Below are 18,555 nucleotides of genomic sequence, written 5' to 3'. Positions count from 1 at the left end.
CCCGAATGTCGACTGATAATGATCTGAAGCCAATTCTGGCCAAAGTCGCAGATGGTGAAAAGCTGACCGAAAGCATGGCCGAACAGGCCTTTAACGTGCTGATGTCGGGTCAGGCAACCCCGTCGCAAATGGGGGCTTTCCTGATGGGGTTGCGCATTCGGGGCGAAACCGTTGACGAAATTACCGGGGCAGCACGTGTCATGCGTGAAAAGGCCACCGGCATCATTGCCCCGGAAAATGCGGTTGATACCTGTGGCACAGGTGGTGATGGCAGCGGCACCTTCAATATTTCAACCGGTGCGGCGATTGTTGCCGCCGCCGCAGGTGCGACTGTTGCCAAACACGGCAACCGCGCGGCATCGTCGAAATCGGGTTCGGCTGATGTGTTGATGGCGCTTGGTGTCAATCTTGATGCCGATATGAAATTGCTGGAAAAGGCCCTCCGTGAGATTGGGCTGTGCTTCATGATGGCGACCCGTCACCATTCGGCGATGCGTCACGTGATGCCGACCCGCGTTGAAATGGGCACACGCACGATCTTTAACCTGCTGGGTCCGCTTGCCAACCCTGCAAAGACCAAACGCCAGGTTCTTGGCGTCTTTGCCAAGGAATGGGTCGAACCGGTTGCCCATGTGCTCAATCGCCTTGGATCGGTTCATGCATGGGTGGTTCATGGCCACAGCGGTCTTGATGAAATCTCGACCACGGGCCCGACCTTTGTCGCCGAAGTCAAAGACGGCAATGTTAGGACCTTTGAAATTTCCCCGGGCGATTTCGGGTTTGAGACAGCAACGCTTGATGACCTTAAGGGCGGCGATGCGGATGTGAATGCCAAGGCCATTCTTGACCTTCTGGCAGCGAAAAAAGATGCCTATCGCGATATCGTTCTGATGAATGCCGGGGCGGCACTTGTGGTGACCGGCGTTGCCAGCGATCTTGCCGATGGCATCAAAAAGGCATCCGAAGCAATTGATAGCGGCAAGGCCGCAGAAACGCTTCAGGGTCTTGTCACCATTACCAACGAAGGAAACGCAGCGTGAGCGACGTTCTTAAGAAAATCTGCGACGACAAACGCGAACACGTTGCCGCCTGCAAGTCCCGCAAAAGCCTTGGCACACTTGAAGCCGAAGCCAAAGCTCAATCGGCACCACGCGGCTTTATCAAGGCCCTTGAAACCAGTGTTGCCGATGGCCGTTATGGCCTGATTGCCGAAATCAAGAAAGCATCCCCATCCAAGGGACTAATCCGCGCCGATTTCAATCCGCCGGAACTGGCAAAGGCCTATCAGGCTGGCGGGGCAAGCTGCCTTTCGGTTCTGACCGATGTGCCCTATTTCCAGGGTGATGACAGCTATCTTGTGGCGGCGCGTGCGGCTGTTGATCTTCCGGCATTGCGCAAGGATTTCATGGTTGATCCCTATCAGATCACCGAAGCACGCGCCTTGGGGGCCGATTGCATTCTTTTGATTATGGCAGCTCTTGAAGACGAACTGGCTGCCGAACTTGAAGATGCCGCACACAGTCTTGGCATGGATGTTCTGATCGAAGTTCACAACGCGCCGGAACTTGAACGTGCCCTGAAACTGAAATCGCGTCTGGTCGGGGTCAATAACCGTAACCTCAAGACCATGGAAATTTCGCTGACCACGACCGAGGAACTGGCTGGCATGGTCGATAGCGACCGTCTTCTGGTCGCCGAAAGCGGATTGTTCACGCCCGAAGACCTTGCACGCATGGCCAAGGTTGGTGCGCAGTGCTTCCTGATTGGGGAAAGCCTGATGCGTCAGGATGACGTGACTGCGGCAACCCGCAACCTTCTTGGCCTTGCGGCCTGACCTGAGACTGGCAAAGCACATGACAGACAAGCTTTCCCATATTGATGCCGGTGGCAACGCCGTGATGGTGGACATTTCGGACAAGGCCGATACCACCCGCATTGCCATTGCCAAGGCGCGGGTATTGATGTCTGCGCAAACGGCAAAGCTGATTGCCGATCGTGGCCACAAAAAGGGTGATGTTCTTGGTATCGCCCAGCTTGCCGGGATCATGGGAGCAAAAAAGACCCCCGATCTGATCCCGCTTTGCCATCCCCTGCCCCTGACATCGGTGACGGTTGATCTTGAACTGGCCGATGATGTTGACGGGGTCGATATCACTGCGACCTGCAAGACCACCGGCAAAACCGGTGTCGAGATGGAGGCGTTGACAGCGGCCTCTGTCGCCGCCTTGACCGTGTTTGACATGTGCAAGGCTGTCGACAAGGCCATGCAGATTACCGATATCCGCGTCACTCGCAAGGAAGGCGGGAAATCGGGGACTTTCATCGCCGATTAGGGTGTTTGCTGGCGGGCGAGCACAATTCAAAAGCCGCAACTATTGCCTGAATTACGGCCAATCCGTTGTTTTTGGCCCGACGCGCTTGACCCGACAAAAGAACTAAAGTAGAACATTTATGTATCCTTTTTGTTCTTGCTACAGGTTCGGGAAATATCATGCTGACGCGCAAGCAATATGAGTTGCTGGTCTATATTGACAATTACCTTCGCGATCACGGTATCTCGCCCTCTTTCGATGAAATGAAAGAGGCCCTGAACCTTAAATCCAAATCGGGGATCCATCGTCTGATTACCGGGCTTGAGGAACGCGGTTTTATCCGCCGTCTTGCGCATCGCGCCCGTGCGCTGGAAGTCATCCGGCTTCCGGAAAACAGCGACGATGACACCCCCGAAACCCCGAACAACGTCACATCCATTGCCAGTGCGCGCAAAGCCCCCCATCGTCCGGCAACCGTGCCTACGGCCTTTTCCGAAACCGGTGAAGCCATTTCGCTTCCGCTTTACGGGCGAATTGCTGCGGGTACCCCGATTGAGGCATTGCGTGATCAAAGCACCATGGTTCAGGTGCCCGCTGCCCTTTTGGGATCAGGCGATCATTATGCACTTGAAGTATCGGGTGATTCCATGGTCGAGGCCGGCATCCTTGATGGTGATACCGTTCTGATCCAGCGGTGCGAGCAGGCCCATGATGGCACGATTGTCGTTGCCCTTGTCGATGACAGCGAAGCGACCCTTAAGCGCCTTAAACGCGGGCGCGGTGAGGTTCTTCTGGAACCGGCGAATGCCCGGTATGAGACGCGCGCCCTGTCACCGGATCGCGTCCGCATTCAGGGCCGCCTGGTCGGGTTGCTGCGCCAGTATTAAGCCACCGACAACTGCACACACAAAATCGCCCGTTGTGATCTTCACTCGGGCGATTTTATGTATTCGGGATCAGTTCGCCCGACCAGATCCAGTCACGGCCACTGATTACCGTTGCGATGGAGCAGCTTTGCCGCCAATAACGATCCATGGCCAGTGACCGGATATTGCCCGCACGGTTTCAAATGACGACCTTCCCTGATCAAGCTTAGCCGTATCAAGGGCGACACCGCCCTGCCACCACAAGACGTCATCATCAATCATCACCCGCGCCCCGGCCTGGCGACAGGTTCGGATTGGCAAATCGTTTTTTAGCGTAATCATAAGATCGGCATTGCGACAGGCATAGAACGGATTGGCCAGACTGGTTGCGACAATGGTCCTAGTCTCCTTATCACCAGCGCCAGTGACCAGAAGACAGGGATCGTTTTTACAATGGCTTATTCTTGTGGCTTCATCTTCCGGACGGATGCCAAAACGGCTCATCCACAGGGATTTTTGGAAATCACCAAGTCCGTCGGCCACATGCAGGATTTCCAGTTCCCTGTCATAAACGGCCCAGCTTTCCTGATCACCCGATACAAGAACATCTGGTGTTTGGTGGGTCACCTGCGCAATGATGGCAATGATCAAAAGCGGCCCGGACACCACAAGGGCAATCTGATCGCGCCAGATCACGGCCCACGCAATTGCCAGCAACAAACAGGCGGTTGCCACATCACCGAGACCGGCCACATACCACAACCCCCATTCCTGGGCGGCGACAAGGGATGCTGTTTTGATCAGAACAGTCAATCCGGGCGTCATCAGCGCAAGCACACCGCCCGCCAACCCGAATGGCATGAATGCCAGCGTCAGTACAATTAACGGCATCACCCAGAATGCCATTATCGGAATGGCAACCAGATTGGCAACAATGCCAAGCACCGATATCCGCCCGAAATGAAATCCGATAATCGGTGCCGTCACAACCGTCACAATGACACTGGTGATCAAAAGCCCCGCCATATAGACCACAAGACGTTCATGCCACGGACGTCCGCCATGGCGGTCAAGCCAACGGCGCCCGGGCCCGTCATAAAAGGCAACAAGTGCCCCTACAGCCGCAAAGGAAAGTTGAAAACTGGCACCAAGTACCGCATCGGGCCTTAACACCAGAACAACCAGTGCGGCCACCCCCACGAGCCGTAACGATATGGCACGGCGATCAAGCAACAGGGCGATCCATACAACCAGCAGCATCACAAAGGCCCGCTGCGTCGGCACTGTTGCCCCCGACAGTCCGAGATAAATGAACCCCGCCCCGGCGGCCGCAAGTGCCGCCCATTTTTTGACCGGATAGCGCAATGCGATCCCCGGTATCGCAGCCAATCCCAGACGCACCAGAAAGAAAACAGTTCCGCACAGTAACCCCATATGCAATCCGGAAATCGCCAAAAGATGGGCAAGCCCGGATTTTCTCAGATCCTCGGCAATTTCAGCAGTGACATCGCCGCGTTCACCGATGATCAATGCTTTGGCAATCCCGGCTTCGGGCGCGGTTACATATCGATTGATCACGTCGGATATTTTCTGACGCAGATATTCAACAATCGATCCTATGCCATTGTTTTCATATGCATCCTTCTCGCTCAACACTTCGAACTGACGACCGAATGCAAACCCTGTTGCGCCGATCTGGCTGAAATAAAGGTTGCGCGCGAAATCGGGATCACCGGGAACCGACGGCGGGCGCAGGGGAAACAACCGTGCCTTTACGCGCACCTCATCACCGATAGAAAGCGCACTGTCACCGAGAAAACTGAGCCGGATATTCCAGCCGATCTGATCTTTGGAAAGACCCTGAATATTTGTCGGATCAAGGGTAACGCGCATGCGACTGCCGCGGGGTTCAATACCGATGACAGTTCCGGTGATTTCGGTCGAATAAAGGGTTCTGGTCGGGATATTTTCCGGTCCCAGTTCCGTATGCAAGGCACTGATCAGACAACCTGCTGTAATACTGGCCATCAGTTGCATCAAAAATGCCAGCCAGGCTTTGCTGCGAACCATCCAGAACGCGCAGAACGAAAGAATCACGGCAACTGAAATCTCTGCAACGGAAATGCGCGCAGGAAGCAAGAAATAAAGGGCACATCCCAACCCAAAGAAGATAACAGATGACAGAAACCATTTATTTCTTTGGCTTGTAACAACAAATATGACTTGCGAGAAAAACCCCACAAGCCTTTGTTTTTTAATACTTCTTGTAAAAGTATTACGACGAATGTCCAATAGCCCGCCTTAAGCTTAGTTTCTATCTAACATCGGCTGTGGTGCAACAGCGTGTCATTTGTGCTATAGCCTGCACGCCAAAAGTCCATACGACAAGCGACAACATCCAGATAGCGGATAGATTGAATGACGGTTGTTACCCGTTTTGCCCCGTCTCCGACCGGGTTTTTACACATCGGCGGCGCACGCACCGCCCTTTATAACTGGCTTTATGCCAAGCACACCGGCGGCAAATTCTTGCTGCGTATTGAAGATACCGATCGCGAACGTTCAACGCCCGAGGCCGTCGAAGCCATTTTTGACGGGCTCAACTGGCTTGGCCTGACCGCAGACGATGAACCGACTTTCCAGTTCGCCCGTCGCGACCGCCATGCCGAAGTTGCACAACAATTGCTGGATGCCGGCAAAGCATATTATTGCTATTGCACGCCCGAAGAATTGACCGCGATGCGCGAAAAGGCCCGCGCCGAAGGTCGCCCGATGAAATATGACGGCACCTGGCGTGATCGCGATCCATCAGAAGTCCCGGAAGGTGTAAAACCTGTCGTGCGTCTCAAGGCGCCGCAGGATGGCGACGCCGTGATCAATGATCAGGTTCAGGGTGAAGTCCGTGTCGCCAATGAACAGCTTGACGATTATGTCATTCTGCGTGGCGACGGCACCCCGACCTATATGCTTTCGGTTGTTGTTGATGACCATGATATGGGCGTTACCAACGTCATTCGCGGTGACGATCACCTGACCAACGCGTTCCGCCAGAAGGCGCTTTATGACGCCATGGGCTGGGATGTTCCGACCTTTGCCCATATTCCGCTTATTCACGGGCCGGATGGTGCGAAACTGTCGAAACGTCACGGTGCGCTGGGTGTTGATTCCTATCGCGACGAGATGGGTTTCCTGCCGGAAGCCGTGAACAACTATCTCCTGCGTCTGGGCTGGGGTCATGGCGATGATGAAGTCATTTCCCAGGAACAGGCCATCGAATGGTTCGACATCAAGGATGTTGGCAAGGGTGCGGCACGTTTCGACTTTGCGAAGCTGACAAACCTTAACGGCATTTACATGCGTCAGGCCGATGATAAACGGCTTGTAGACGAGATTTCCGAACGGGTTGCGGCCATTATTGGAACCGATGCAATTGATGCAGCGCAAAAAGAAATCTTGATCAATGGCATGTCAGGCCTTAAAGAAAGGGCCAAGACACTTATCGAGCTCGCCGAATCTTCGGCCTTCTATGTTACTGACGGCGTATTGTCCGTTAACGAGAAAGCTCAGTCCCTGATCGATAGCGCACCTGAAGGTCTGTTTGCAGAATTGGCCAACAGTCTTGAAGCGCTTGAAAGCTGGACCGAAGAGAACGTTGACGCATGTGTTCGTGCAACTGCCGAGAAACTTGATCTTAAACTCGGAAAAGTTGCGCAGCCCTTGCGGGCGGTGCTTACCGGTTCCAATTCTTCACCAGGCATCTTCGAAGTAATGATCGTGCTTGGCAAAGAGCAAACGCTGAAACGCATTCGACATTTCGATGCATAACAACAGCGAATTATAAAAAACTAATAGTCTGTTTGCGCTTAATGCGCCGCAGCATTATGCTGCACCCAACTTGAAACCGTGTTCGTTCAAACAGGGAAGGAAAAATAAGTCATGGCTCAGAATTCCAAGACTTCCCACACCGTAACACTGACCGACAATGCCACTGGCAAGTCGTTCGAGATGCCGGTGATTGAGGGTAGCGTAGGCCCGTCTGTTATCGACATTCGCAAGCTGTACGCTGAAACTGGATATTTTACCTATGATCCGGGCTTCACTTCGACCGGCTCCTGCCAGTCCGAGCTAACCTATATTGACGGCGACGTAGGGATCCTGCGCCACCGTGGTTATGCGATTGACGATCTTGCAGAAAACTCCGACTTCCTGGAAGTCTGCCATCTGTTGCTGTACGGGGAACTCCCGAACGCCACCCAGAAGGCACAGTTCGAAAATGACATCACCATGCACACCATGGTGCATGAGCAGATGCGCAATTTCTATAACGGCTTCCGCCGTGACGCGCATCCGATGGCCATCATGTGCGGTGTCGTTGGCGCAATGTCTGCTTTCTATCATGACAGCACCGACATCAATGATCCGCAGCAGCGTCTGATCTCGGCTTATCGCCTGATTGCGAAAATGCCGACCATCGCAGCGATGGCATACAAATATTCGATCGGTCAGCCGTTCCGTTATCCGAACAACAAGCTGGGCTTTGCTGAAAACTTCCTTCAGATGATGTTTGGCAACCCGTGCGAAGAATACGAAGTCAATCCGGTTCTGGCCAAGGCAATGGATCGTATCCTGATCCTGCATGCCGACCACGAACAGAATGCTTCGACTTCGACCGTGCGCCTTGCCGGTTCTTCGGGTGCGAACCCGTTCGCTTGTATTGCTGCTGGTATCGCGTCCCTGTGGGGCCCGGCACACGGCGGTGCGAACGAAGCGGTTCTGGTTATGCTTAACGAAATCGGCGATGTGAAAAACATTCCGGAATTCGTTGCAAAAGCAAAAGACAAGAACGATCCGTTCCGTCTGATGGGCTTTGGTCACCGCGTTTACAAAAACTACGATCCGCGCGCCAAAGTCATGCAGGAAACCTGCCACGAAGTTCTCAAGGAACTCAACATCAGCGATCCGCTGCTTGACGTTGCCCAGGAACTCGAACGCATTGCACGTGAAGACGAGTACTTCATCGAGAAGAAACTCTATCCGAACGTCGACTTCTATTCGGGCATCATCTTCAAGGCGATGGGTATCCCGGTCAGCATGTTCACCGTGCTGTTCGCGGTTGCACGTACCGTCGGCTGGATCGCCCAGTGGAAAGAAATGATCGAAGATCCGTCGCAGAAAATCGGTCGTCCGCGTCAGCTGTTTACCGGCGTCGCAGAACGTCCGTTCGTTCCGGTCGACAAACGCTAAGTCGTACCGACGACGATCTGAACAAGATCAAAAAGAAGGCCCGGAGAAATCCGGGCCTTTTTGCATTTCAATCCCGGTGAACAGGTATTGGCTGTTCACCGGATATACCGTGTTACCAGCTGCCGGTATTTTCCATGCTTACCCATGGTTCGGCCGGCTCAAGGTTACCGCCCTTCTGAAGGAATTCGATCGAAATTCCGTCAGGCGAACGCACAAACGCCATGCGGCCGTCACGCGGCGGACGGTTAATGGTAACACCGGCATCCATCAACTTCTGACAGGTCGCATAGATGTCGTCGACCTCATAGGCGAGATGGCCGAAATTGCGCCCACCGGTATAGCTTTCCGGATCCCAGTTATAGGTCAGTTCGAGTTCCGGGGCCTTGGTTGCCTTGGCACTTTCGATATCAGCCGGCGGAGCCAGATAGATCAGGGTGAAACGCCCCTGCTCGCTCTCGATACGGCGGGTCTCTTTCATGCCAAGCAGATCGCAATAGAATTTCAGCGATTCATCGACATTTTCGACACGCACCATCGTGTGCAAATAACGCATAGCAATGTCTCCGTCATGGATTGATCAATGACCTGAAACTAAATGCATTTCACGACCGATGCCAGTCGTTAGCCATTATTTTTTAGCGATAATTGCCAGAATTTGTTCGGCTGCTTTTTCGCTGGGCGCGCGATCCCCGAAACCAAGCATCTGGCATGCCTCGTCAAATCCGGCCTTTTGCTGTTCATATGTCGGGGTCGCATTCAGCAAATCTTCAAGCGCAGGCAAAATCGCCTTTGCCCGGCATTTGTCCTGGAGAAACTCGGGGATCAATTTCCGCCCGAGGACAAGATTGACAATGGTGACGGTGTCAATCTTGATCAGACGTTTGGCGATCCAGCCCGTAATCGCATTGACCTGATAGGCAATGACATGCGGCACACCGGCAATCGCCAGTTCCAGCGATACCGTACCCGATGCGGCAAGGGCACAATTGGCCGCCGCAAACGCATCATGCCGTTCCTGATCGGTCGTAACGACAATCGGCGATAACGGCCAGTCTTGCATTTCGTCGGTTACCGTTTGCGCCACCTTACTGACCGTCGGCACGACAATCCGGGTATCGGGATATTTTGCAGCGATGGCGTCAATTACTTCCCGGAAAATCGGCAACAGACGCTTTACCTCGGAATTGCGGCTGCCGGGCAATACCGCCAAAAGCCGTTTATCCGCGTCCAGATCGTGTTTGGCCCGAAACCGTTCAGCATTGCCGTCATGACGCTCTTCGACCGCTGAGTGGCCGATAAAGGTGGTTGGAAGGCCTTCTTTTTCAAAGTATGGCGGTTCAAACGGCAATAGCGCGAGAAGATGGTCCAGAAATCCGGCAATCTTCTTTGCCCGTCCCTCCCGCCAGGCCCACACCGATGGTGCGACATAATGGATCAGGGGAATGCCTTTGCCCTTCAGCTTTTTACCAACGCGAAAACTGAAATCCGGGGCATCTATGGTAACGACGGCGTCGGGCCTTTGTGTTTTGGCAAATTCCGCCGTTTGCGAGATCCGTTTGAGCAGATGCGGAATATGGGGCACGACCTCGGTCAGCCCCATGACGGACATCTCATTCATCGGAAACAGGCTTTTAAGGCCCTCGCTTTCCATGCGCGGGCCACCGACGCCGATGAAACGGGCTTCCGGTTCCTGACGTTTAATTGCCGCCATCAGACGCCCGCCCAGCTGATCACCGGATGCCTCGCCCGCAACAAGCATGATTTTAGGCCCGGTTGCCGGGGCATCATCAGTCATTTTCGGGATCCCCGTCATGTTCCGGACGGATGCCGATGACAAACATCCCGAGCCTGTCCGCACGTTCAATCACAGCCGACCGGTCAATGATCATTGTCCCACCAGCCAGAAGCGCAATACCACGCAGGCCTGCCTTGTGGGCTTCTTCCAACGTCGTCAGACCGATAGCCGGAAGATCAAGGCGTTTGTCCTGCTGAGGTTTGGATGATTTGACCAGAACTCCGCCAACGCCGTCACGACGATAATTGGCTGATCGACGCACCATTTCATCCGTGCCCTCGATCGCTTCGAGAGCCAGAACAAGCCCCTGTTGCACGACACATCCCTGCCCGACATCCGCCTGACCAAGGATCCGGGCAACCCGCAAGCCATGTCTGGCGTCACTTAATGCCTGATCATCGGGTTTGATGGTGCCAAGAACGCCTTCTGAAACAGCAAGATCTGTCAAAATTTCGTGCGCACCAACCAGTCGAAAGCCCTCGCGTTCAAGCTCCTGACCGACCAGACGCAGCAATCCGTCATCGCCCAGTGCCTTCATGCCGACTTTCATCAAAAGCTTGGCCGCGCGCCAATCAGGCCGAATGGCCGTGAAACTTGGGCGGGCAACCTTGCCGGCAAGGACGACATCCTGACAAGCATTGTCACGCATCGCGTCCAGAATCCTGGCAGCAGCCCCCAGCCTTGCCGTTATTCCGGGATATTGGTCGAGTTCGGGGTCATCGGCGTGGCGGTCAAGTTTCACAACGAAAACAGCCCGCCCGGCCGTCTGCGCAGCAGAAGCCAAGCGGGCCGGAAGCGCCCCGCCCCCAGCAATAATCCCCAGTTTCGGTAGCGGATTATCCTGCGGAGCTGTCATATTTCGGCGTACATACGGAACGCATGCTTTCCGCTTTGAGGAAGTTGATGATTTCCATCACCGGACCGACACCCTCGAAGTCTTTGGCAACTTCTTCTACGCGCTCGGCCAGCGTTCCTTCCTGGGCAAACAGCAAACGGTATGCCTTGCGCAGGGAATGGATGGTTTCACGATCAAATCCGCGCCGTTTCAGGCCGACAATGTTCAGGCCCGACAGATATGCACGGTTGCCGATCACCGACCCATAAGGGATCACATCGCTTTCGACACCGGTCATGCCACCGATCATGGCGTGTTTGCCAATGCGCACAAATTGATGCACGGCCGACAATCCGCCAACAATTGCGAAATCTTCAACCACAACATGCCCGGCCAAAGTGCCGTTATTGACCAGGATGCAATGATTTCCAACGTGACAATCATGCCCGACATGGGCCCCGGTCATCAGAAGGCAGTCATCGCCGATGGTGGTCTCCATCCCGCCACCTTCGGTACCGGGATTGAGGGTCGCACCTTCACGAATTTTCGTGCGCTTGCCGACGATAAGGCGGCTTTGCTCGCCCTTGAACTTCAAGTCCTGCGGCGCATGACCGACCGAAGCAAACGGATAGACTTCACATTCCTCGCCAAGGGTCGTGAGCCCGGCCACCGCAACATGGCTGTGCAATTTGACACGGTCACCCAAGACAACATTCGGACCAATAACGCAATACGGCCCGATTTCGACATCCTGACCAATCTGCGCGCCATCTTCGACAACGGCGGTTGGATGCACTTTTGACATTATCAGTTATCCCGGATCATCGCGGCGATGGTGGCCTCGGCAACGACCTGACCGTCAACCTTGACCTGGCTTTCGAACTTCCAGACCGGTCCGCGGCTTTGCTTTTTGGTGACATGAATATGCATGACATCACCCGGTGTAACCGGCTTGCGGAAACGGGCGTTATCGATGCTCATGAAATAGACAAGTTTGCCTTCGGCATCCGCACCCAGGGTCTGAACAACCAAGATGGCTGCAGTTTGCGCCATGCTTTCAACGATCAGAACACCCGGCATGATCGGCTGCTGCGGGAAATGACCGGTAAATTGCGGCTCGTTCATCGTTACGTTCTTGATGCCGGTTGCGGATTCACCCTCGGCAATATCGACAACCTTGTCGATCAACAGGAACGGATAACGGTGCGGAATCATTTCCAGAATGCGCTGAATATCAACACTTACCAATTCGGTCATGTGTGTAGCCCTTATTTCTTTTTTCGTATCAGACGGGACAAGGCCACCGTCTGTTTATGATATTCCATGACCGGAACAGCAGGACTTCCGCCAACTGTTTCCCCCGGCCCGATATTTTTCATGACACCCGATTGGGCAGCAACCTTGGCGCCATCGCCAATTTCAAGATGGCCGGTGATCCCGGCCTGCCCGGCAAGAACCACAAAATTGCCAAGCTTGGTCGATCCCGAAATGCCGACCTGGGATACGATAACACATCCCATACCCATTTCGACGTTATGGCCGATTTGCACCAGATTGTCGATACGGCAACCATTGCCGATAACGGTATCCGGGCCCGCACCACGATCAATCGTGGAATTCGACCCGACCTCAACATCATTGCCAATTACAACGCGGCCCAGTTGCGGCACTTTTACGTGCCCTTGCGGGCCCATAGCAAAGCCAAACCCATCCTGACCGATACGCGCACCAGGATAAATCAGGCAAAGATTGCCAATCAGGCTGTGACTGATTGATGCATTTGCCCCGATCCGGCATCCCGCACCAATAACCACACCCTTGCCGATTACCGCATTGGCTTCGATGATGGTTCCATCACCGATTTCACAATTCGCACCGATAACGGCCCCGGCATCGACCTGCACGCCGTTTCCAAGCTTGGCAGACGGGTCAACAACCGCGAATTCGGAAATGGAACCATTTCCGGTCTCGAACGGGTAAAACGCCGTCGCAGCCTTGGCATAGGCACGATATGGATCGTTGGTCGTAAACAGGACCATGTCCTTTGGTGCCCGGTCGGCAAACTCGGGCCGGACAAAGCACGCGCCGGCTTTGCTATTGATAAACGCATCAATGTATTTGCGGTTATCAAAGAAGCTCAGGATCGTGCTGTCGGCATTTTGCAGCGGCGAAACATCATCAAACACGCGGTCGCGATCAGGAGCATTTACAACATCTGCTCCCGTCAGCTCGGCAATTTGCGCGACGCTGAATGGTCCTTTGCGGCTAAAGAAACGGGAATCAGCCATCAGGAGCCTTCCTTGAACTCAACCTTGATCGTCGGCACTTTTTTATTGATCCGGTCAAACACTTCCTTGCTGGCATTCATTGCATTGGCAAAGATAATCACCTGTGCCTGATGCAGGACGAGAGTTGCGCGGCGCTCTTCAGCCAGACCGGCAATAACCTCGTTCAATGCTTTCTGGAAAGTTGCCTGACTTTCGGCAAGCGCCTGATCAAGTACACGGCTGCGTCCCTGGGCAAACTTCTGGAATGCTGCGACCTTTTGCTGGAACTGCTTTTGCTTTTCCTGATAGACGTCAGCGGCAAGCAAAGTGCGCTGTTGCGCCAGTTGCTTTTCCTCTTCGCGCAGCGCCTGCTGACGCGTTTCGATATCCTGCTGATAGGTTACCTGACGCTCGCGAATTTGCTTTTTGACGTCCTGCATGGCCGATGCTTCACGCATGATGCCCGCATAATCGACAATCATGACCGATGCGACGGTTTCCGGATTTGGCGTTTCTTGCGCCTGGGCCTGCGGAACCATTGCGGCACCAAAAACGAGTGCAGACGCAACGAGAATTTTCTGGAACGACTTTTTCATCATTAGAATCTGGTTCCGAAGTTAAGTCGGAACACTTCCTCTTTGTCGTGGTCTTCTTTCAGGATGGCTTGGGAAAGATCGACACCGATCGGGCCGAACGGCGATTCCCAACCAACACCGACACCGACCGATCCACGGATGGACCCGGTGTCATAAATTTCACCGGCACGCGCACCGTCAACGCCTTCGGATGAGCCGAAGTCACTGAATACGCGCCCTTTCAGGGCAAACTCGGACGGCAAACCAAGCGGGAAGTCCATCTGGACAGACCCGGTGTAATACATCTTGCCACCAAGGGAGTCACCTGTTGCGATATCACGCGGGCCTACACCGGCGGATTCGAAACCGCGAAGGTTGGAACCACCAACCATAAAGCGCTGGGAAATGCGGGTGTCATCACCGATACCAAAGATATAACCGGTACCGGCACGGGTCGAGAGAACCCATTCGTGCTCGCGATCAAGGGGATAGTAATAACCGCCCTCAAGTCGCGTACGGAGATAGGTCTCGTCCCCGCCAAGGCCCGCAAAATCGTTGGACAAGCGCCCAAAATAGCCCTCGGTCGGGGCGACGGCGCTGTCACGCTTGTCATAAGTCAGCGTGTGACCAATGGCGGATTCAACAAATTCGGTTTCTTCTGCCAACAGCAGCCGGGATGCTTCATCTTCGTCGATGTCGGAATAGCTGTTTTGCTCAAGCGTGTAGCGGAACGAATGAGACAGGTCTTCGGTATATTTGAAGCCGGCACGAAGACGTCCACCAGTCTGCTCTTCATCGTACGAGCTTTCGTCCTGGTTATCCTCTTCACGACGATAAACATCGAAACCGGCGGCGACTTCACGATCCAGGAAATAAGGCTCGGTGAAGGACAAATCGATTTGCTGATCCGTGGAACCCAAAGTGAAGTTAAGTCGCAGATCCTGGCCTTTACCAAGAAGGTTGCGTTCACGAATACCCAACTGCCCGAAAGCACCGTTATCCGTGCCGTAACCTGCCCCGATTGAAAATTCGCCGGTCGATTTTTCTTCAACATCGACTTCAAGGATGGTTTGATCCGGCGTCTGGCCCGGAAGGGTTTTGACATCAACCGATTTGAAGAAGTTCAGGTTTTCAATACGCTGCTTTGAACGCTTCATTTTCGAACTGCTGAATGCGTCGCCTTCAACCAGACGGAATTCACGTCGAATAACTTCGTCAAGCGTCCTAACGTTGCCGACAACATCAATCCGTTCGACATAGACCTTGGGTCCTTCGGCAATCGTGAAGGTCAGATCAATGGTACCGGTTTCACGGTTGCGCTGAACACTCGGGCGGATATCGATAAAGGCATAGCCCTGATCGCCGACACTGTTGGTCAATGCATCAACAGCATCATCGACCATGGTCGCGTTATACCATTCGTCTTTTTCGATCTCGATCAATGGCAACAGGGAATCCGCATCGATTTTGTCGATCTGCGATACGATCTTTACATCGCCAAAACGATATCTCTGTCCCTCGCTCACCGTATAGGTGATGAAGAAATCGGAACGATCCGGCGTCAGTTCCGCCACAGATGACAGAACCTGAAAATCGGCATACCCCGCCGACAAATAGAAGCGACGGAGCAATTCACGGTCAAAGGTCACACGATCGGGATCGTAGTTGTCATCGGATGTCAGAATTTTCCACCACGCACTTTCGGTGGTACGGATGACATCGGAAAGCTCACCGTCATCAAACGCCTTGTTGCCGACGAAATTGATCTTGCGAACACCGGTTGCTTCGCCTTCATCAACTTCAAAGACCAGATCAACGCGGTTCTGGTCGAGCTGAATGACTTTGGGATCAACAGTTGCCGCAAAACGCCCGCTTCGGCGATACAATTCCAGAATACGCTGGACATCTGCCTGAACCTTGGTTCGGGTATAAACAACACGCGGACGCAACTGCAACTCGGCACTGAGAACGTCGTCTTTCAGACGATTGTTACCTTCAAATGCAATGCGGTTGATAATCGGGTTTTCAACAACGTTTACCTTCAACACACCCTGGTTGAAGCTGAACGACACGTCTGCAAACAGACCGGTCGAGAACAATGCCTTCAGGGAATCATTGATCTGGCGGGCGTCATAGGAATCACCGGGCGCAACGGTCAGATACGCGTTGACGGTACCGCTTTCAATTCGATTATTGCCTTCGACCTGAATTTCGCGAATCAGGCCGGAATTCTGTTGGGCATATGCTGCCACCGGAATAACAATTGGCGCTGTACCGCCAAGCAGTGCCGCAGCCAGTGCGGCCGCTTTTACCTTACGCAGCAAGTTAACCCCCCTGTTGCTGTCATTCATTAGCCAGCAAGTCCTTTGAGGAAACTGAAGACACCCAATTGCGTCAAATCGTTCCACGTTGCGAAAATGATTAAGCTGAATACCAAACCAGCGCCGATACGGAAACCATATTCTTGTGCTTTTGCCCCCAATGGCTTACCGCGAATTGCCTCGATCGCGTAAAACACAAGATGCCCGCCATCAAGAACAGGTACCGGCATCAGATTGATCAACCCAAGACTGATTGAAAGATAGCCCATAAAGAACAGAAGAGGTCCCAGGCCCCCTTCGGCCACCTGCCCCGACATCTGTGCAATCCGGATCGGCCCACCAAGCTCAGAGCTATCGCGATCACCGCTGATCATTTCACCAAGGGCGGCAAAAGTTTGCGTTGTCAGCGAATAGAATGTCTCAAACGCCCGGCTTACGGCATCGATCACGCCGTCTCGACTGGTGTCAAAGGCCCCTGCTGTAATACCGAGACGTCCAAAGGTCTGAGTTTGACCGCTTTCATCAGCAGTGATTGCCTCTGGCGTTACAGAAAGATCGATCTGCTGGCCATCACGAAGAACCGTAACCGAAAGTGTTTGCGCCGGATGGGCACGAACGATTTCCGAGAGTTCAGAGAACCATTGAACGCTTTCACCATCAATTGCCGTAATCTGATCATCACTGAGCAAGCCGGCGGTCGCAGCCGGACTGTCGTCAAGCACATCCCCAACAACCGGCAGCGCGCGCTGTTGGCCAACAGCGGCAAACAAAAATGTAAAGACAACAATGGCAAAGATGAAATTTGCAAACGGTCCGGCGAACACGATGGCTGCGCGTGCAGCAACACTTTTGTGATGGAAGGCGTATTTTTCTTCTTCGGCATCAAGATCATCGCGCTGACCGGCACTTGCCGGGTTCATGTCGCCAAACATCTTCACATAACCGCCAAGCGGGATCAGGCTTACTTTCCAGCGCGTACCTTTTTTATCTTTCCAGCCGAACAATTCCGGCCCGAAACCAATGGAAAATGCTTCGACTTTGACCCCGTTCTTGATGGCGACCCAATAGTGACCGTATTCGTGAACGAACACGAGAACCGACAGAACAAAAAGAAAGGCAAGTAAGGTTTCCATCAAGACGTCCCTTGTCCGGAAAAACCGGAAATTTCAACTTAAACAGCAGCGATACAGGCAGCCGTTTCACGGCGCACCATCGCATCTGTCTCAAACACCTGTTCCAGATCGGTCAATCGATGACTGCCGATCTTGTTCATCACAGTCTCGACAATTCCCGCAACATCCAGGAACCCTATCTGATCGCGCAAGAAGGCCTCAACCGCAACTTCATTTGCGCCGTTCAGGACAGTAGGCAGTGTACCACCTTCCTGCAAGGCCTGGCGTGCCAAACGCAATGCAGGAAAGCGTTCTGTATCCGGTTGTTGGAAGTTCAACCCTCCGATCGTGGCAAAATCAAGACGAGGTACATCGACCTTGATCCTTTCCGGCCATGCCAGCGCATAGGCGATCGGGGTTCGCATATCCGGTGAACCGAGTTGCGCAAGTACCGAACCATCGCAATACTCGACCATACTATGCACAACCGATTGAGGATGAACAACAATTTCGATCTTGTCTTCCGGTACCGGGAAAAGATGCCAGGCTTCGATCAGCTCCAGCCCCTTGTTCATCATCGTCGCAGAGTCGATTGAGATTTTCGCCCCCATATCCCAATTTGGGTGGGCAAGCGCCTGTGCACGGGTCACCGACTTCATGTTGTCCAGGGACCATTCGCGAAACGGTCCGCCTGAAGCCGTCAGCAATATGCGATCAACCTGGTGTTCCGGACGGTCTTCTAGAACCTGGAAAATAGCACTATGTTCCGAATCAACCGGAATGAGTGTCGCCCCATGTTGCGCGACTTCTGCCGTCATAAGGGCACCAGCGCAGACAAGGGTTTCCTTGTTGGCCAACCCGACACGTGCCCCGCGGCGGATAGCCGCCAATGTCGGCTTCAAGCCGGCAGCACCAACAATAGCAGCAATAACAATATCGGACGGGCGCTGAGCGGCATCAATCAGGGCACTTTCACCTGCACCGGCTTCGACACCCGATCCGGCAAGCGCATCGCACAGCTCATCATAAAGGTTAGGATCGCCAATCACCGCGAATTTTGCCGACAGATCCCTGGCGATTTGCGCCAAAGCCTCAACATTGCGGTGTGCTGTCACCGCATCGACGCTATATTTGTCCGCATGGCTTTTGAGAATATCAACCGTGCTGGTCCCGATTGAACCGGTCACGCCAAAAACACTGACGGATTTCTTCAAACTCATCAAACACC

The 18,555-nt window shown here is 53.7% G+C and carries 17 protein-coding genes; 6 read left to right on the top strand and 11 right to left on the bottom strand.

All coding sequences use genetic code 11. From position 1 onward, the window contains the following. Positions 1 to 5 precede the first annotated feature (5 nt). The 4 genes from trpD (at position 6) to lexA (ending at position 3,199) form a co-directional block, all read left to right on the top strand. Positions 6 to 1,040, top strand: a complete 1,035-nt coding sequence (gene trpD / locus AUQ42_RS10040) for an anthranilate phosphoribosyltransferase (RefSeq protein ID WP_068518952.1) — start codon at positions 6 to 8, stop codon at positions 1,038 to 1,040. Further along, positions 1,037 to 1,834 (top strand): indole-3-glycerol phosphate synthase TrpC, encoded by a 798-nt coding sequence (gene trpC / locus AUQ42_RS10035; RefSeq protein WP_068518951.1) that lies wholly within the window; start codon positions 1,037 to 1,039, stop codon positions 1,832 to 1,834. The genes trpD and trpC overlap by 4 nt, the downstream gene beginning before the upstream one ends. A 19-nt stretch (positions 1,835 to 1,853) precedes the next feature. After that, a complete protein-coding gene (moaC, locus tag AUQ42_RS10030) occupies positions 1,854 to 2,333 on the top strand; it encodes a cyclic pyranopterin monophosphate synthase MoaC (RefSeq protein ID WP_068518950.1) in 480 nt (159 codons plus the stop codon). Positions 2,334 to 2,491: 158 nt separating this feature from the next. Further along, entirely contained in the window at positions 2,492 to 3,199 is a 708-nt protein-coding gene (lexA, locus tag AUQ42_RS10025) for a transcriptional repressor LexA (RefSeq protein WP_068518949.1), read from the top strand. Between the two features lie 105 nt (positions 3,200 to 3,304). Here the strand turns inward: lexA and AUQ42_RS10020 are convergent, their stop codons facing one another. After that, positions 3,305 to 5,419, bottom strand: a complete 2,115-nt coding sequence (locus tag AUQ42_RS10020; protein ID WP_068518948.1) for a ComEC/Rec2 family competence protein — start codon at positions 5,417 to 5,419, stop codon at positions 3,305 to 3,307. A gap of 177 nt (positions 5,420 to 5,596) precedes the next feature. Here AUQ42_RS10020 and gltX point away from each other — a divergent pair, with 177 nt between their 5' ends. Both gltX and AUQ42_RS10010 read left to right on the top strand, forming a co-directional pair. Then, on the top strand, positions 5,597 to 7,003 hold the full coding sequence (gltX, locus tag AUQ42_RS10015; RefSeq protein WP_068518947.1) for a glutamate--tRNA ligase: 1,407 nt from the start codon (positions 5,597 to 5,599) through the stop codon (positions 7,001 to 7,003). Between the two features lie 111 nt (positions 7,004 to 7,114). After that, positions 7,115 to 8,422, top strand: coding sequence for a citrate synthase (locus AUQ42_RS10010; protein ID WP_068518946.1), 1,308 nt, complete (start codon positions 7,115 to 7,117; stop codon positions 8,420 to 8,422). Positions 8,423 to 8,534: 112 nt separating this feature from the next. Here the strand turns inward: AUQ42_RS10010 and AUQ42_RS10005 are convergent, their stop codons facing one another. From AUQ42_RS10005 to AUQ42_RS09960, 10 genes are all read right to left on the bottom strand, one after another. After that, entirely contained in the window at positions 8,535 to 8,975 is a 441-nt protein-coding gene (locus AUQ42_RS10005; protein ID WP_068518945.1) for a VOC family protein, read from the bottom strand. A 75-nt stretch (positions 8,976 to 9,050) separates the two neighbouring features. Beyond that, on the bottom strand, positions 9,051 to 10,217 hold the full coding sequence (gene lpxB / locus AUQ42_RS10000; RefSeq protein WP_068518944.1) for a lipid-A-disaccharide synthase: 1,167 nt from the start codon (positions 10,215 to 10,217) through the stop codon (positions 9,051 to 9,053). Next, a complete protein-coding gene (locus tag AUQ42_RS09995; protein WP_068518943.1) occupies positions 10,210 to 11,073 on the bottom strand; it encodes an LpxI family protein in 864 nt (287 codons plus the stop codon). The genes lpxB and AUQ42_RS09995 overlap by 8 nt, the downstream gene beginning before the upstream one ends. Continuing rightward, positions 11,054 to 11,857, bottom strand: coding sequence for an acyl-ACP--UDP-N-acetylglucosamine O-acyltransferase (gene lpxA, locus AUQ42_RS09990; protein WP_068518942.1), 804 nt, complete (start codon positions 11,855 to 11,857; stop codon positions 11,054 to 11,056). Before lpxA ends, AUQ42_RS09995 begins: the two co-directional genes overlap by 20 nt. A gap of 2 nt (positions 11,858 to 11,859) precedes the next feature. After that, positions 11,860 to 12,309 (bottom strand): 3-hydroxyacyl-ACP dehydratase FabZ, encoded by a 450-nt coding sequence (fabZ, locus tag AUQ42_RS09985; protein ID WP_068518941.1) that lies wholly within the window; start codon positions 12,307 to 12,309, stop codon positions 11,860 to 11,862. Between the two features lie 11 nt (positions 12,310 to 12,320). Next, the gene (gene lpxD / locus AUQ42_RS09980; RefSeq protein WP_068518940.1) at positions 12,321 to 13,340 is read right to left on the bottom strand and encodes a UDP-3-O-(3-hydroxymyristoyl)glucosamine N-acyltransferase; all 1,020 of its coding nucleotides are present in this window, start codon (positions 13,338 to 13,340) and stop codon (positions 12,321 to 12,323) included. Next, the gene (locus tag AUQ42_RS09975) at positions 13,340 to 13,918 is read right to left on the bottom strand and encodes an OmpH family outer membrane protein (protein ID WP_068518939.1); all 579 of its coding nucleotides are present in this window, start codon (positions 13,916 to 13,918) and stop codon (positions 13,340 to 13,342) included. The genes lpxD and AUQ42_RS09975 overlap by 1 nt, the downstream gene beginning before the upstream one ends. Beyond that, the gene (bamA, locus tag AUQ42_RS09970; RefSeq protein ID WP_068518938.1) at positions 13,918 to 16,245 is read right to left on the bottom strand and encodes an outer membrane protein assembly factor BamA; all 2,328 of its coding nucleotides are present in this window, start codon (positions 16,243 to 16,245) and stop codon (positions 13,918 to 13,920) included. The genes AUQ42_RS09975 and bamA overlap by 1 nt, the downstream gene beginning before the upstream one ends. Then, on the bottom strand, positions 16,245 to 17,348 hold the full coding sequence (gene rseP, locus AUQ42_RS09965; RefSeq protein ID WP_068518937.1) for an RIP metalloprotease RseP: 1,104 nt from the start codon (positions 17,346 to 17,348) through the stop codon (positions 16,245 to 16,247). Before rseP ends, bamA begins: the two co-directional genes overlap by 1 nt. A gap of 38 nt (positions 17,349 to 17,386) precedes the next feature. Beyond that, entirely contained in the window at positions 17,387 to 18,547 is a 1,161-nt protein-coding gene (locus tag AUQ42_RS09960; protein ID WP_068518936.1) for a 1-deoxy-D-xylulose-5-phosphate reductoisomerase, read from the bottom strand. Between the last annotated feature and the right edge of the window lie 8 nt (positions 18,548 to 18,555).

Origin of the sequence: Thalassospira sp. MCCC 1A02491 (assembly GCF_001613785.1) — a bacterium.
Lineage (GTDB): Bacteria > Pseudomonadota > Alphaproteobacteria > Rhodospirillales > Thalassospiraceae > Thalassospira > Thalassospira povalilytica.
Note: the sequence above shows the minus strand (reverse complement) of the source record. Positions and strands in the feature narration are given on the sequence as shown.

Excerpts from the sequence above, each read along its gene's own strand:
- trpD (WP_068518952.1), top strand. The coding sequence starts at position 6 with ATGTCGACTGATAATGATCTGAAGCCAATTCTGGCCAAAGTCGCAGAT.
- moaC (WP_068518950.1), top strand. The coding sequence starts at position 1,854 with ATGACAGACAAGCTTTCCCATATTGATGCCGGTGGCAACGCCGTGATG.
- lexA (WP_068518949.1), top strand. The coding sequence starts at position 2,492 with ATGCTGACGCGCAAGCAATATGAGTTGCTGGTCTATATTGACAATTAC.
- gltX (WP_068518947.1), top strand. The coding sequence starts at position 5,597 with ATGACGGTTGTTACCCGTTTTGCCCCGTCTCCGACCGGGTTTTTACAC.
- AUQ42_RS10010 (WP_068518946.1), top strand. The coding sequence starts at position 7,115 with ATGGCTCAGAATTCCAAGACTTCCCACACCGTAACACTGACCGACAAT.
- AUQ42_RS10005 (WP_068518945.1), bottom strand. The coding sequence starts at position 8,975 with ATGCGTTATTTGCACACGATGGTGCGTGTCGAAAATGTCGATGAATCG.
- lpxB (WP_068518944.1), bottom strand. The coding sequence starts at position 10,217 with ATGACTGATGATGCCCCGGCAACCGGGCCTAAAATCATGCTTGTTGCG.
- AUQ42_RS09995 (WP_068518943.1), bottom strand. The coding sequence starts at position 11,073 with ATGACAGCTCCGCAGGATAATCCGCTACCGAAACTGGGGATTATTGCT.
- lpxA (WP_068518942.1), bottom strand. The coding sequence starts at position 11,857 with ATGTCAAAAGTGCATCCAACCGCCGTTGTCGAAGATGGCGCGCAGATT.
- fabZ (WP_068518941.1), bottom strand. The coding sequence starts at position 12,309 with ATGACCGAATTGGTAAGTGTTGATATTCAGCGCATTCTGGAAATGATT.
- lpxD (WP_068518940.1), bottom strand. The coding sequence starts at position 13,340 with ATGGCTGATTCCCGTTTCTTTAGCCGCAAAGGACCATTCAGCGTCGCG.
- AUQ42_RS09975 (WP_068518939.1), bottom strand. The coding sequence starts at position 13,918 with ATGATGAAAAAGTCGTTCCAGAAAATTCTCGTTGCGTCTGCACTCGTT.
- bamA (WP_068518938.1), bottom strand. The coding sequence starts at position 16,245 with ATGAATGACAGCAACAGGGGGGTTAACTTGCTGCGTAAGGTAAAAGCG.
- rseP (WP_068518937.1), bottom strand. The coding sequence starts at position 17,348 with ATGGAAACCTTACTTGCCTTTCTTTTTGTTCTGTCGGTTCTCGTGTTC.
- AUQ42_RS09960 (WP_068518936.1), bottom strand. The coding sequence starts at position 18,547 with ATGAGTTTGAAGAAATCCGTCAGTGTTTTTGGCGTGACCGGTTCAATC.